The 14,157-nt window shown below is 61.4% G+C and carries 12 protein-coding genes; 4 read left to right on the forward strand and 8 right to left on the reverse strand.

The genetic code is table 11. The features are described 5' to 3' along the window. The 7 genes from ABI660_RS12355 to ABI660_RS12385 form a co-directional block, all read right to left on the reverse strand. Window positions 1-2,662 (reverse strand): hydantoinase/oxoprolinase family protein (locus tag ABI660_RS12355; protein WP_348068380.1); only part of this gene is annotated, 2,662 nt, incomplete at its 3' end. 115 nt (window positions 2,663-2,777) lie between these two features. Beyond that, the gene (locus tag ABI660_RS12360) at window positions 2,778-3,755 is read right to left on the reverse strand and encodes a TRAP transporter substrate-binding protein (protein WP_348068382.1); all 978 of its coding nucleotides are present in this window, start codon (window positions 3,753-3,755) and stop codon (window positions 2,778-2,780) included. 40 nt (window positions 3,756-3,795) lie between these two features. Continuing rightward, window positions 3,796-5,088, reverse strand: coding sequence for a TRAP transporter large permease subunit (locus tag ABI660_RS12365; protein ID WP_348068384.1), 1,293 nt, complete (start codon window positions 5,086-5,088; stop codon window positions 3,796-3,798). Window positions 5,089-5,105: 17 nt separating this feature from the next. After that, window positions 5,106-5,615 (reverse strand): TRAP transporter small permease, encoded by a 510-nt coding sequence (locus tag ABI660_RS12370; protein WP_348068386.1) that lies wholly within the window; start codon window positions 5,613-5,615, stop codon window positions 5,106-5,108. 107 nt (window positions 5,616-5,722) lie between these two features. After that, entirely contained in the window at window positions 5,723-6,688 is a 966-nt protein-coding gene (locus ABI660_RS12375; RefSeq protein ID WP_348068388.1) for a TRAP transporter substrate-binding protein, read from the reverse strand. Window positions 6,689-6,714: 26 nt separating this feature from the next. Next, on the reverse strand, window positions 6,715-7,491 hold the full coding sequence (locus ABI660_RS12380; protein WP_348068454.1) for a putative hydro-lyase: 777 nt from the start codon (window positions 7,489-7,491) through the stop codon (window positions 6,715-6,717). Window positions 7,492-7,667: 176 nt separating this feature from the next. Continuing rightward, window positions 7,668-8,579, reverse strand: coding sequence for a LysR family transcriptional regulator (locus ABI660_RS12385; RefSeq protein ID WP_348068390.1), 912 nt, complete (start codon window positions 8,577-8,579; stop codon window positions 7,668-7,670). Window positions 8,580-8,691: 112 nt separating this feature from the next. On the opposite strand from ABI660_RS12385, the gene ABI660_RS12390 reads away from it, so the two are divergent. Genes ABI660_RS12390 through crcB form a run of 4 tightly spaced genes read left to right on the forward strand, consistent with a single transcriptional unit; the run spans window position 8,692 to window position 11,899 of the window. Then, window positions 8,692-9,657: a TRAP transporter substrate-binding protein gene (locus ABI660_RS12390; RefSeq protein WP_348068392.1), complete on the forward strand. Its 966-nt coding sequence runs from the start codon at window positions 8,692-8,694 to the stop codon at window positions 9,655-9,657. Window positions 9,658-9,665: 8 nt separating this feature from the next. Continuing rightward, the gene (locus tag ABI660_RS12395; RefSeq protein ID WP_348068394.1) at window positions 9,666-10,178 is read left to right on the forward strand and encodes a TRAP transporter small permease; all 513 of its coding nucleotides are present in this window, start codon (window positions 9,666-9,668) and stop codon (window positions 10,176-10,178) included. A 15-nt stretch (window positions 10,179-10,193) separates the two neighbouring features. Further along, window positions 10,194-11,495, forward strand: coding sequence for a TRAP transporter large permease subunit (locus ABI660_RS12400; protein WP_348068396.1), 1,302 nt, complete (start codon window positions 10,194-10,196; stop codon window positions 11,493-11,495). Between the two features lie 17 nt (window positions 11,496-11,512). Further along, the gene (crcB, locus tag ABI660_RS12405; RefSeq protein WP_348068456.1) at window positions 11,513-11,899 is read left to right on the forward strand and encodes a fluoride efflux transporter CrcB; all 387 of its coding nucleotides are present in this window, start codon (window positions 11,513-11,515) and stop codon (window positions 11,897-11,899) included. Window positions 11,900-11,946: 47 nt separating this feature from the next. On the opposite strand, the gene cheA is transcribed toward crcB, so the two are convergent. Beyond that, window positions 11,947-14,049, reverse strand: a complete 2,103-nt coding sequence (gene cheA / locus ABI660_RS12410) for a chemotaxis protein CheA (RefSeq protein WP_348068398.1) — start codon at window positions 14,047-14,049, stop codon at window positions 11,947-11,949. Window positions 14,050-14,157 lie beyond the last annotated feature (108 nt).

Consider the following 14,157-nt stretch of genomic DNA (forward strand, 5'->3'; position numbering starts at 1 on the left):
CGCCTTTTTCATTGGCGGCAATCTGCGCTTTCAGGTCGGCCATGTTCTGCTGCGGGTTCCTCGACGGATATTCGCCACTTTTCAGCAGCGCCACCATCTCGGCTTCGCGAAGCACGCCGCGCTCGACCAGCTTGACGTTGTTGATCTGCACGCCCTCTTCCTCGATGCGTGTGGAAAACGGCGGCATGGAGCCCGGCGTGGTACCGCCCACGTCGGCGTGGTGACCGCGCGAACCCACGTAAAAGGTCGGGGTCTCGCCGGTGCCCAGATAGACCGGCGTGATCACCGTGATGTCGGGAAGATGCGTACCACCGTGGTAGGGGTCGTTGAGCACATACACATCGCCCGGCTGCATCTTGCCGGTGTTCTCCCGAATCACCGTCTTGATGCTTTCGCCCATGGAGCCCAGGTGCACTGGCATGTGCGGCGCGTTGGCAATCAGGTTGCCGGCTGTGTCGAACAACGCGCAGCTGAAGTCCAGCCGCTCCTTGATGTTGACCGAATAGGCGGTGTTCTGCAGCTGCAGGCCCATCTGCTCGGCAATGTTCATGAAGAGGTTGTTGAAGACCTCCAGCAACACCGGGTCCACCGTGGTGCCGGCCGCAAACTTGACGGCACGGGCAGCACGCCGGTCCAGCACCAGGTGGTCCAGCGCCGTCAGCGCGGCTTCCCAGCCGGGTTCCACCACCGTGGTCGCATTTTTCTCGGCAATGATGGCCGGGCCGCTGATGATGTCGCCCGGCTGCAGGTCCTCACGCACCACCAGCGCAGCGTCGTGCCACTGGCCGCCCGAATACATGCGTACGGTTTCACGGCGCGGCACCTCGCGCGGCTCGTGCGTCGCATGGCGCGGCTCGGCCGGCGCGTCGCCCGCCACCACCGCCTCCACCGATACCGCTTCAACAATCAGTCCCTTGCCCTGCATGAGGAAGGAAAAACGCTGGCGGTAAGCGGTTTCAAAACCGGCTTCAATTTTCGCAAGGCTGCCGAAAGGCACGATCAGCGCGGCGTCGCTGCCTTCGTAACGCACATGCACGCGCCGGTGCGTCGTGATGGTGCCGGTGCTGACCTGCTGCCTCTGCAACTCGCCCTCGGCCGCGCCGGCCAGGCCATCGAGCTTGGCCGCAATCTCGGGCAAGGCCGCTTCCGACAGTTTGAGTTCGACCGCCTGCTCGCGGATCACGTTCTGGTCCGCCAGGCCCATGCCGTAGGCCGACAGCACACCCGCCAGCGGATGGACAAACACCTTGGTCATGCCCAGCGCATCGGCCACCAGGCAGGCATGCTGGCCGCCGGCGCCGCCGAAACACTGCAGGGTGTAGCGCGTGACGTCATAGCCGCGCGCCACCGAGATTTTCTTGATGGCATTGGCCATCTGCTGCACCGCGATGTTGATGAAACCTTCGGCCACCACTTCAGCGCTGCGCCCGGTTTCGCCGGCCAGTTCGTTGAACTTCTGCTGCACCACCTCGTAGCTCAGAGCCTCGTCGGCGCCGGGGCCAAACACCTTGGGGAAATAGCGCGGCTGCACCTTGCCGACCATCACATTGGCATCGGTCACGGCCAGCGGCCCGCCGCGGCGGTAACTGGCCGGGCCGGGGTTGGCGCCGGCGCTTTGCGGCCCGACGCGAAAACGCTCGCCGTCGAACTTGAGGATGGAGCCGCCACCTGCCGCCACGGTGTGAATGCTCATCATGGGGGCGCGCATGCGCACACCGGCCACCTGGGTTTCAAACTCGCGCTCGAATTCACCGGCGTAATGCGAGACGTCGGTGGAGGTGCCTCCCATGTCGAAGCCAATGACTTTTTCGATGCCGGCAATCGCGGCGGTGCGTGCCATGCCGACAATGCCGCCGGCCGGCCCGCTCAGAATCGCATCCTTGCCCTGGAACACATGCGCGTCGGTCAGCCCACCCGAAGACTGCATGAAAAACAGCTTGACGCCGGGCATCTCACCCGCCACCTGCTCCACATAACGGCGCAGGATGGGCGACAGATAGGCATCAACCACCGTGGTGTCGCCACGGCTGACGAACTTCATCATCGGGCTGGTTTCATGCGAGGTGCTGATCTGCGTGAAACCCACTTCCTGCGCAATCCGCTTCGCCGCCTTTTCATGGTCGGTATAGCGGTAGCCATGCATAAAAACAATAGAAACACTGCGCAGCCCTTGCTGATATTGGACAAGTAGCTCCTGTTTTAATAGCACTTCATCCAGCGCCTGCAACACCTCGCCCTGGGCGCCAACTCGCTCCTGGGCTTCGACCACGGCGCTGTAAAGCAATTCGGGCAGCACGATGTGGCGGTCAAACAGGCGCGGCCGGTTCTGGTAGGCAATGCGCAGTGCGTCGCGAAAGCCACGCGTGGTTACCAGCAGGGTCGGCTCGCCCTTGCGTTCGAGCAGCGCGTTGGTCGCGACCGTGGTGCCCATCTTCACGCAGTCCACCTGATCAGCGCGAATCGGCTCGACGGCTTTCAGGCCCAGCAGGTGACGTATGCCGGCAACCGCTGCGTCGCGGTACTGCTCGGGGTTCTCGGACAACAGCTTGTGCGTGACCAGCGAACCATCCGGTTTCTTCGCCACGATATCGGTGAAAGTGCCGCCCCGGTCTATCCAGAACTGCCAACGATCACCGCCCGGTTTGGAAATATTGTCTTGCATGGTTTTTTATCTGATAGTTAACTTGAGCAGCAGGCACGGCCCCCGTGACCTGCGACGTGATGGCAAGCAAAGTGCCTTTTGCACAGTGCAGTCAAAAACAAGGTCCGGCGCTCGCCTATTGCTGGATGTAATACGGCACAAAAATATCATTGGCTTCGTTACCCACGGATCGTACCCATTCGCGCGAGAACTTCTCGCCCATGCGCTTGATCTCCACTTCCAGCTCCGCGGGAATGCGTTCGATCTTGATGCCGTTCTGGCGCAGCTCTTCGGTGGCGCTGCCTGCCAGTGCCTGGCTGGCCAGCCATCCGCGGGTTTCGGCGTCCGCTGCCGCTTTCATGACCATGTTACGCGTTGCAGGTTGGAGCGCCCCAAAGGCCTTGCTGCTCACAAACACCACGTTCTTGGGAAACCAGGCATTGATCTCGTAGTAGTACTTGATCGGACCCCAGACCTTGTTTTCAACACCGGTCAGCGCTGACGTGATCATGTTGTCCATGCGTCCTTCGGCCAGCGCCTTGCCCACATCCACCATGGCGACATCCACCGGTTTGGCACCCAGCATTTCGGCAATGCGCAAGGTCGTCGAGTTGTAGGTACGCATTTGTGTGCCCTTGAAATCGGCTAGCCCCCGCACCGGCTTGCTCGAATGCAGGCCCTGCGGTGGCCAGGGCACGGCATACAACAGCTTGAGGCCGCGCTGGGCAAAATGCTTTTCGATGCCCGGCCGCTGCAGTTTCCACATGCGCTCGGCGTCCTTGTAGGAGCCAACCACAAAAGGAATCGAATCAGCGCCCGCTATCGGGATGTCCTTGACCATGCTGGTCATGATGGTCTCGCCGGCCTCGGCCTTGCCTTGTTGCACCGCCTGGCTGATCTCGCCCAGCTTGACCAGCGTGTTGTTGGGATGCACCTCAATCTTCAGCTGGCCGGCCGTTGCCTGCTCGATGTCGCGCGAGAACTGCATGATGTTCTGCGTGTGGAAGGATTCGACTCTATAGCCCGTCGCCAGCTTCCAAGTGGTCTGGGCCATCACGGTGGAGGCGTGACCCAGCGAAACCGCGCACAAGGCGGTGATCAAAAGCTTGCTCATGGGAACTCCTGAAAAGAAGCGGTGACTTCTTGTTGTTGGACTACATGTGACGCGGCAGCCACAGCACCACGTCGGGAACGAAGTAAGTGACCAGCACCGCAACAATCATGAGAAGGAACAGCGGCAAAGCCGTGCGCGCGATCCACGTCACTTCACGCCTTGTCAGGCCCTGGATGACAAAAAGGTTGAAGCCCACGGGCGGCGTGATCTGCGCCATCTCGACCACCAGCACGATGAAGACGCCGAACCAGATCAGGTCAAACCCGGCGGCTTCCACCGTGGGCAACAGCACGGCAATGGTCAGCACGACAACCGATATGCCGTCGAGGAAGCAGCCCAGGACAATGAAGAAGCCGATCAGTCCCAGCATCAGCATGAAAGGCGAGAGGTGCAAGGCGCTTATGAACTCGGCCAGGTGCCGCGGCAGGCCGATGAAACCCATGGACAGGGTCAGAAAGGCCGCGCCGGCCAGGATCAGGCCGATCATGCAATAGATGCGGCAGGCGGCAACCAGCCCTTCCTTGAACTTGTCCCAGGTCAGTGAGCGTTCAATGACAGCCAGCACGAGCGAACCCGCCACGCCTAGCGCGGCCGCCTCGGTGGCCGTCGCAATGCCGCTGTAAATGCCACCCAGCACCACCACGATCAGCGAGATCACCGGAATCAGGTGGCGGGAGGCGTAAATTTTCTGGCTGAAACTCATGGCCGCATCAGCCACCGGCACCTTGTCTTTGTTGAGCAGGGCCCAGACCATGATGTAGCCCATGAACAGCGCAGCCAGCATCAGGCCAGGAATCACACCAGCCAGAAACAGCTTGGCGATAGACACGTTGGCTGCCACGCCATACACGATCATGATGATGGATGGCGGAATCAACAGGCCCAGCGTGCCTGCGCCGGCCAAAGTCCCGACAGAAATGTCGTCGGGGTAGCCGCGCTTCTTGAGCTCGGGCAGGGTGATCTTGCCGATGGTCGCGCAGGTGGCTGCCGACGAGCCCGAAATGGCGGCGAAGATGGTGCAACCCACCACATTGACGTGCAGCAACCGGCCTGGCAAGCGGTCCAGCCAGGGTGCCAGCCCCTTGAACATGCTGTCAGACAGCTTGCTGCGAAAAAGAATTTCGCCCATCCACAGAAAAAGCGGCAGCGCGGTCAGGGTCCAGCTGGAGGTGGAGCCCCAGATGGTCAGCGCCATGCTGTCGCCAGCTGGGCGAGCGGTCAACAGCTCCATGCCGAGCAAGGCCACAGCGAGCAGCGACAGGCCTATCCACAGGCCAGAGCCCAGCGCCACGAAGAGCAGCACAATCAGCCCGAAGGCGATGACGACGTCCATTTTTTTCTTTCGAGGGCTTATTCGATGTGGGCGGCTTCGCCGGAGACAGCAATAAAGCTGCCGCCGCGCCGGCGTTCGACCAGGGCTTGTACAAAAGACAGCGCAAAGCCGATACAGCCCAGCGCCATGGCAAGCTGTGGAATCCACAGGGGCGAGGCGTCTGCGGCCGGTGAGATGTCGTGCGTGCTGTACGACACCCAGACCAGCCGCACCGCATACCAGGCCACGTAAGCCGTCAAGGCCAGCCCGGCGCCCAGGGACCACCATTCAAGAATGCCGCGTACCCTGGGCGAAACGCGATCAAGCAGCAGGGTCACACGGATGTGGTCGCCGTGCTTGAGCGTGCCGGGCAAGGCAAGGAACAGGGCCGCCGCAATGGCGTAACCGGCGTACGCGTCGAGACCGGGAATGTCCCAGTTCGCCTCGCGCGCCAGAACACCCAGCATGACAGTGCCAAAGGCCGCCAGCATGGCCATGCAGGACAAACCCATCAGCAGTTTGTAAAAATTCTGGACGAGTTTGCCCATCACGTGCTCCTGCATCGATCAAAAAAAAGGGAGAGAATGAAGAGAAAGCGGCGGGCTTCTGCCCGCAGACCTGCGTCGCGCAGGCCTGCTCGCCGCGGGGGAGAGGCTTACTTCTTGCGGTAAGCGTCGATCACGGCCTGACCTTCGGCACCGGCCGTCTTGAGCCACTCGGACGTCATGGTCTCGCCGATAGCGGCGAGTTCCTTCTTGACGCCGTCCGAAGGCGCGCTGATGGTCATGCCTTTGGCGCCCAGCTCCTTGATGTATTCGCCGTCGAGCTTCTCGCTGGTCGCCCAACCGCGCTCTTCAGCGGCAGCGGCAGCTTTGAGCAGCGCGTCCTGTGCCGGCTTGTCCAGCGCGTCAAACGCTTTCTGGCTGACCACCGTGGCATTGCGCGGCAACCAGGCGCTGACCGGATAGAAGTATTTGACCTGCTCATGCAGCTTGCTCTCCACGCCGCTGGCGCTGGAAGTCAGGAAGTTCTGCACACCGCCGGTTGCCAGGGCCTGACCGAGTTCGGCGAGCTGGATGGTCACCGGCTGCGCCTTGAGCAGTTGCGCAATCCGCGTGGTGGCGGGGTTGTAGGCACGCATCTTGGTGCCGGCAAAGTCAGCGGGCGTGCTGATGGGTTTGAGCGAATACAGCGACTGACCGGGCCAGGGCACGGTAAACAGAACCTTGACGCCCTGGGAAGCCAGCAGCTTGTCCTGCGCGGGTTTGGCCGCCGTGTAGAGGCGTTTGGCATCGCCATAGCTGGTGGCCAGGAAGGGAATGGAGTCAATGCCGAACAGCGGGTTCTCGTTGGCTGCGCCGGAAAGGATGAACTCTGCCGCCTGCACCTGCCCGGTTTGCACCGCGCGCTTGATCTCATTGGCCTTGTACAGCGAGCCACCGGGATGCAGCGTGATCTTGAGCCTGCCGCCGGTGAGCTGGTCTACCTCGTTGGCGAACTGCTGCACATTCTGCGTCTGGAAGCTGTTGGCACTGTAGCCGGTGGGAAGGTCCCATTTGGTCTGGGCCCAGGAGGCACTGACAGTGGCCAGGGCGGCCAGGGAAACAAGCAGTTTTTTCATCATGATCTCCAGTTAAAAATGGGGCCTCAAAGAATGGCCAGGTGGTGGTTCAACAAATCAGTGATCAGCATCGCGCCCGGCGCGTGGGTGATGCAGAACTCCGGACGCGCCTGCATGATGGCCGCCTGAGGCGTCACGCCACAGGCCCAGAAGACCGGTATTTCATCCGGCAGCACCTCGACAGCATCGCCATAGTCGGGCTTGGAAAGATCCGCAATTCCAATCTGCGCGGGATCCCCGATGTGCACCGGCGCGCCATGCACGTCGGGAAAACGCGAGGTGATCTGAACAGCGCGGATTGCATCCGCCGCCTTGAAGGGCCGCATGGTGACGACCATGGGGCCGTGAAAGGGCCCTGCCGGTTCGGTAGCGGTAGTCGTGCGGTACATCGGCACATTCCTGCCCTGATCGATATGCCTGATGCGCAAACCCGCTTCCTGCAAGGCCTGCTCGAAAGAAAATGAGCAGCCCAGCACAAAGGTCACCATGTCCTTGCGCCACAGCGCACTGATGTCCGTAGGCTCATCGACCAATTCACCATGGCGCCACACGCGGTAGCGCGGCAGGTCGGTGCAAATGTCGATATCGGTGCCAAGTGAAGGAAGTTCCGCGTGGCCAGGCTCGGAAACGGCCAGCACCGGACAGGGTTTCGGATTGCGCTGGCAATAGCGCAGAAAGTCCCCGGCTTCAGCGGCCGGAAGAATGACCACATTGCCCTGCACATGGCCGTTGGCCAAGCCGCTCGTCTGCGAAGCCCAGCGGCCCTGACGGATGACGCTGCGAACGTGCGCGGAATTGTTGATGCCGCCTGCGCCGAAAACCGAGAGTACCGATTCAGTCGATGTGCTCACCAGAAAATTCCCCGTTTGCGTATGTCACTTTCATGACGATGGGCGAATTGTGTGAGTGTCGGCAACCTTCAGCAAATTCAAAATTTTTTGCTTACGTCATCGAATTTTTCGATGATAAGGGTTTACCTTTACGAGGCTTTTTGACGCCCTTTTGGTGCGCTTTTCCGGTTGCCGGCAAAGGCAAGCGCCGACTGCACAACTGTTTCCACCGTCTTCGAACTGGGGTCTGTGCGGTAGCTGGCGTGGATGGGCAAAGACTGCAATTTCGCGTCGCAGGTCAATGGCTTCAGGCGGGCAAAACCGGTGAGCCGCTCGACCGCTGCACGCGGTAGCAGGGCCACACCGAAGCCGCCCTGGACCAGTTGCACCATGGCCGAAATCGATGAAATGGCGTGCACCTTTTTGGGCTCCATGCGGTGCATCCTGAACAGGTCCAGCAGGGTGACATGCGGTTGCGAGCCCTTCTGGAAGGTCAGCAATTCCATGCCGGCCAGCTCGTCAAGCCGGTAATTTCTTTTCTTGTGCAGGTCCGGGTGGCCGACAAACACCATCTCCATGGTCGGAAGCGCATGGTTTCGCACGCCTTCGGCCGAGGCAGGTAGCACCGCAAACACCAGGTCCAGCGTGCCGCGCTGCATCTGGTCAATCAGGATGGGCGTGGTTTCCACGGTCAGCTCCAGCTCCAGGCCGGGATAGTCGGCCCGCAGTTTTTCCAGCCACGGGATCAGCCAGGAATGCAGCACCGATTCGATGGCGCCTATACGCATCGACACCGCCATGGGCTGGCCCGAGCCCATCTCCTGCTTGACCTCGCGCTGCAGTTCCAGCAGCTTTTCTGCGTACTGCAAAAAGCGCGAACCTGCGCCCGTCAGCTTGAACTGTTTGTCGCGCCGGTCCAGCAGCAACACGCCCAGTTCGTCTTCCAGCGTGGCGATGCGGCTGGACATCGCGGACTGCGTCAGGTACAGCTTTTCCGCGGCCCGCGAAATGCTTTTGAGCGTGGCCACCCAGTAAAAAGCTTCAACAAAGCGGAGGTTCATGGTGGGGTACCCCGGAGGGCTTGTCAGGATTTTGGGGTATGCCCGGGTGATCTGGCGCGGGATTTGCGTCTATCCTATCCATACTTATCATCACCATTGTCCAGGAGCTGCCATGAAATTCAAACTCGCACTGATCGCCGCCGTTTTGAGCGTCGGCACTGCCGCCTTTGCCCAAACCAAATGGGATTTGCCGGCCGCCTACCCTGCCACCAACTTTCACAGCGAAAACCTGGTGCAGTTCGCCAACGATGTCGACAAGGCCAGTGGCGGCAAGCTGAAAATCACCGTCCACGCCAACGCCTCGCTGTTCAAGGCACCCGAAATCAAGCGCGCCGTGCAGGGCGGCCAGGCGCAGGCCGGCGAGATCCTGCTGGCCAACTTCCAGAACGAATGGCAGATTTTCGGTACCGACGGCCTGCCCTTCCTAGCGGACAGCTACGACAGCTCCATGAAGCTGTACAGCGCGCAAAAGCCCGCGCTCGAAAAGAAGCTGGCCGAACAAGGGCTTCAATTGCTGTACGCCGTGGCGTGGCCTCCTCAAGGCATTTACTCCAAGAAACCGATCAACTCTGCCGCCGACCTCAAAGGCATCAAATGGCGCGCCTACAGCCCCTCCACCTCACGCATCGCCGAGCTGGTCGGCGCCCAGCCTGTAACGGTGCAGGCGGCCGAGTTCTCGCAGGCGCTGGCTACCGGCGTGGTGGAGTCCACCATGACCTCGGGCGCCACCGGTGTGGACAGCAAGCTGTACGAGCACCTCAAGTATTACTACGACACCCAGGCCTGGTTGCCCAAGAACGCCGTCATCGTCAACAAGGCGGCCTTTGACGCGCTGGACGCTCCAACCAAACAGGCGGTGCTCAAGGCTGCAGCAGACGCAGAAACCCGTGGCTGGACAGCCAGCCGCGGCGTCAATACCAAGACGCTGGAGACCCTCAAGGCCAACGGCATGCAGGTGCTGCCGCCATCGGCCGCGCTCAAGGCCGACCTGAAAAAAGTCGGCGACACCATGCTCAAGGAATGGATCGACAAGGCCGGCCCCGAAGGCCAGGCGATTGTTGACACCTTCCGCAAGTAAACGCCGGCATGCGCAAGCTGCTAGACGGCCTTTACAACAGCGCCGCCGCCGTGGCGGCGCTTTTTTTGGTAGGCCTGCTGGTCATGGTGCTGCTGTCCATTGTGAGCCGCCAGCTGCATTTTCATGTGCCGGGCACCGACGCCTATGCCGGCTACCTGATGGCGGCCAGCGGCTTCCTGGCACTGGCCCACACCCTCAAGCGCGGCGAGCACATCCGCGTCACGCTGCTGGTCAATGCACTCAAGGGCCGTGCCAAAAAAGCCATGGAAATCTGGGCACTGGCCGTTGCCACCCTGCTGGCCCTGCTGTTTGCGGTATACAGCTGCAAGCTGGCGTGGCAGTCGCGGGTGTTCAATGACATCTCCACCGGAAGCGACGCGACGCCGCTGTGGTTGCCGCAGCTGGCCATGGCCTTCGGAGCGCTTATTCTGCTGATCGCCTTCCTCGATGAACTGGTGCTCGAAATCATGGGTCGCCGCCTTGCGCCTGTGGCGAGCAGCGAAGCCCTGCGCAACGAATAAGGACCCAAGGACCCCATGAGCGATCTTGGAATCATGGCACTGCTGGTGCTGTCTCTGTTTTTTATTCTTGGCACTGGCGTCTGGATCGGCCTGACCTTGTCGGGCGTGGCATGGATAGGCATGCAGCTGTTCACTTCGCGCGTGGCTGGCGATGCCATGGCCGTGACCATCTGGGGCTCGGCCTCCAGCTGGACCCTGACCGCATTGCCGCTATTCATCTGGATGGGTGAGATCCTGTTTCGCACCCGCCTCTCGCAGGACATGTTCAAGGGCCTGGCGCCCTGGATGCAGGCCCTGCCCGGCCGCCTGCTGCACACCAACGTGGTGGGCTGCACGATTTTCGCGGCGGTGTCGGGTTCCAGCGCGGCCACCTGCGCCACCATCGGCAAGATGACCCTGCCCGAGCTGAAGCGCCGTGGCTACCCCGAGCACATGATCGTGGGTACGCTCGCGGGCGCCAGCACGCTGGGCCTGCTGATCCCGCCCTCCATCATCATGATTGTGTATGGCGTGGCAGCCGAGGTGTCGATTGCCAAACTCTTCATTGCCGGCGTGTTTCCTGGCCTGCTGCTGGCGCTGCTGTTTTCGGGCTACATCATGGTCTGGGCCCTGCGCAACCCGGGCCAGATTCCGCCGCGGGACGAGAAATTCACCCTGCTACAAAAACTCTCCGCCTCGCGCGCACTGATTCCCGTCGTGCTGCTGATCCTCTCGGTGCTGGGCTCGATCTACACCGGCCTTGCCACGGCCACTGAAGCGGCGGCAATTGGTGTGGTGGGTGCCTTGTTGATTTCCACCATGCAGGGGTCCATGAGCTGGGCCACGTTCCGCGACGCCTTGATGGGCGCCACCCGGCTCTACTGCATGATTGCGCTGATCCTCGCTGGCGCGGCGTTCTTGACGCTCTCCATGGGTTATATCGGCCTGCCGCGCCACCTGGCCGAGTGGATAGGCTCGCTGGGCCTGAGCCAGGGACAGCTGATCCTGGCGCTGACCTTCTTCTTCATCCTGCTCGGCTGCTTCCTCGACGGCATTTCCATGGTGGTGTTGACCATGGGCGTGCTGATGCCTACCATCCAGAAAGCCGGCATCGACCCGATCTGGTTCGGAATCTTTGTGGTCCTGGTGGTCGAGATGGCGCAGATCACGCCGCCCGTCGGCTTCAACCTGTTTGTATTGCAGGGCATGACCGGCAAGGAACTGCCATGGATTGCCAAAGTCACCCTGCCGATGTTTGCGCTGATGTGCGGTGCCATTGCTCTTATTTATGCGGTTCCCGGCATCGTGACCTGGCTGCCGCAGCAGATGAATCGCTAGCCCTTATGCCACCACTGATCTATTCGGTTTTCGCCATCTGCCTGGGTGCCTCTGCGGGCGCCCTGGCGCGCTGGGGCCTGGCCCTGTGGCTCACGCCCGGCGGCGTCATTCCCTGGGGCACGCTGGCTGCCAACCTGATCGGCGGCTACCTCATAGGCGTGTGTATTGCCGCCTTCCAGTCCATGCCGCATCTGGACCCGGTCTGGCGCCTGATGCTGGTGACCGGCTTCCTGGGCGGGCTCACCACCTTCTCTTCATTTTCAGCAGAAGTGGTGGTATTCCTGATGGAAGAACGCTACGGCCTGGCGCTGGGCACCGCCGCGCTGCATGTGTTGGGATCGCTGCTCATGACGGTGTTTGGCATCAAAACCGCTCTCTTTTTGATAGCTTATCGCGCCCATTGAATAAGGGCTGAGGCCACTTTTCATCATATTTTCTGACTACGGCATCCTCATGCCGGAACGGTTTCCTCTTCAACAGCCTGCCGGGATTCGCGCTGCAGGGCCGGGGCCGGCGCAGGCACCAGGAGTAATTCCTGCCGCTGCGGTAATGCCCGCCGGGCGGCCTTCTCGCGGTTGATCCGCTGCATGGCCACCACATCGATGATCAGCGCCACGTTCCCGTCGCCCAGAATCGTCGCGGCCGAAATACCGGGCACCTTGCGGTAGTTGGTTTCAAGGTTCTTGACGACTACCTGGTGCTGGCCGACCAACTGGTCCACCAGCAATGCAAAACGCGTTCCCTCGGACTGGACAATCACGGCAATGCCCTGCGTGGGATTTTCCACAGCACCGGCCACCCCGAACAGCCTGTGCAACTCGACCAGCGCCAGGTATTCGCCGCGGACATGCAGAACATGTTCATGGCTGGTGATGGAGTGGATGTCGGCGCGCTGCGGCTGCAGGGATTCGATGACGTAGTTCAGAGGCAGGATGTAAACCTCCTCGCCCACCTTGACCGACATGCCGTTGAGGATGGCCAGCGTCAGCGGCAGCACGATGCGGATGGTCGTGCCCCGGCCCTGCACGGAAGTGATCTCCACATGGCCACCCAGCTCCTGGATGTTGCGCTTCACCACATCCATGCCCACGCCGCGGCCTGAAACGTCGGTGACCTCTTCTGCCGTGGAAAATCCCGCCGCAAAAATCAATTGCCAGACCTCGTCGTCCGTGATGGTCTCGCTGATCGCCATGCCCTGCTGGATCGCCTTGGCCAGGATTTTCTCGCGGACCAGCCCGCCGCCGTCGTCCTTGACCTCGATCACGATGCTGCCACCCTGGTGCTGGGCTGAAAGCGTCAACCTGCCTACCGGGTCCTTACCCGCAAGAGCGCGCCGCTCCGGGCTCTCGATGCCATGGTCCAGGCTGTTGCGCACGAGATGGGTGATGGGATCGATGATGCGCTCTATCAAGCCCTTGTCCAGCTCGGTCTCCTTGCCGACCGTGATGAGCTGCACCTGTTTTCCCAGCTTGGCCGACAGGTCGCGAATCAGGCGCGGAAAGCGGCTGAACACATAGTCCATCGGCATCATCCGGATAGACATCACGGACTCCTGCAAATCACGGGCATTGCGCTCCAGGTGGCCCATGCCGCTGAGCAGGCGTTCATGCAGCACTGGATCCAGCAGGGAGGCGGTTTGTGTCAGCATGGACTGAGTGATTACCAGCTCACCAACGAGGTTGATGATCTGGTCCACCTTCTCGACATCCACCCGGATCGAGCCCGACTCCTTGGCGCCGGTCGACGCAGCCGACGCGGCAGTGGAAGGCGGCAGGGGCGATGTACCCGACAACGCTGCAGCCGGTGTTCCTGCGGGAAGCGTCTCCGCCAGCGCCGGCACAGCAGGTTCCTCCGACACAGCCGCCGGGGCTTCAGCCCTTTCTTTGGTGATTTCAATCTGGTCTGCTTCAATGATGAAACAGCACACCGACACAATGTCGTTGGCATCGCAGGTGGTGTCCAGCCAGAGGGTCAGGCTGTCTTCCGTCTGGGTCTGGGCGGTGACCTGGCCGAGGTTGCCCAGCTCTTCAGCCAGCAGCTTGCGGTCACCTTCGTCAACCTTGAGAAAACGCACTTTCAGCGACACGTTTGCAGTCTGGGCGGGAGGCGGCGCGGCGGCTGCGACAGGCGGCGCGAGGGGCGCGGGCACTGCCCCGGCCGGAGCGCCCCCCGCTTCAAGCGCCAGCTGCTGCAGGACGCCGCAGATACGCGCAACCACTTCGGGATCAGGCTCCCCGCCGGTGCGATACGCACCCATTTGTTTTTGCAGCACGTCCTTGGTCTCCAGAAAGGCATCCATCATCTTGGTGGTCAGTTTCAGGTCGCCATGGCGCGCCCTGTCGAGCAGGTTTTCAAGCAGGTGCGTGGTATCGGTCAGGGCCAGAAAGCCAAAGGTGGCAGCACCGCCCTTGATGGAGTGCGCAGCGCGAAATATGGCGTTGAGGTGCTCGCTGTCCGGCGCCTCGAGGTTCAGCCCCAGGAGCAGCAACTCCATCTCCGCCAGCAGCTCATCGGCTTCTTCAAAAAAGGCCTGGTAAAACTGGGTAATGTCCATCTCGTGTCATCTCTGGTTGGGTTTCCTGTTGCCGGTCTGCTTGTCGAGGCAACGGGTTGGTCAATATTGTTCTGGAGTGTCCTATCCGGTCGGCACCATTCCTGAGCG

The sequence above is a fragment of the Polaromonas sp. genome (genome assembly GCF_039930745.1).
Lineage (GTDB): Bacteria > Pseudomonadota > Gammaproteobacteria > Burkholderiales > Burkholderiaceae_C > Polaromonas.

Excerpts from the sequence above, each read along its gene's own strand:
- ABI660_RS12360 (WP_348068382.1), bottom strand. The coding sequence starts at position 3,755 with ATGAGCAAGCTTTTGATCACCGCCTTGTGCGCGGTTTCGCTGGGTCAC.
- ABI660_RS12365 (WP_348068384.1), bottom strand. The coding sequence starts at position 5,088 with ATGGACGTCGTCATCGCCTTCGGGCTGATTGTGCTGCTCTTCGTGGCG.
- ABI660_RS12370 (WP_348068386.1), bottom strand. The coding sequence starts at position 5,615 with ATGGGCAAACTCGTCCAGAATTTTTACAAACTGCTGATGGGTTTGTCC.
- ABI660_RS12375 (WP_348068388.1), bottom strand. The coding sequence starts at position 6,688 with ATGAAAAAACTGCTTGTTTCCCTGGCCGCCCTGGCCACTGTCAGTGCC.
- ABI660_RS12385 (WP_348068390.1), bottom strand. The coding sequence starts at position 8,579 with ATGAACCTCCGCTTTGTTGAAGCTTTTTACTGGGTGGCCACGCTCAAA.
- ABI660_RS12390 (WP_348068392.1), top strand. The coding sequence starts at position 8,692 with ATGAAATTCAAACTCGCACTGATCGCCGCCGTTTTGAGCGTCGGCACT.
- ABI660_RS12395 (WP_348068394.1), top strand. The coding sequence starts at position 9,666 with ATGCGCAAGCTGCTAGACGGCCTTTACAACAGCGCCGCCGCCGTGGCG.
- ABI660_RS12400 (WP_348068396.1), top strand. The coding sequence starts at position 10,194 with ATGAGCGATCTTGGAATCATGGCACTGCTGGTGCTGTCTCTGTTTTTT.
- cheA (WP_348068398.1), bottom strand. The coding sequence starts at position 14,049 with ATGGACATTACCCAGTTTTACCAGGCCTTTTTTGAAGAAGCCGATGAG.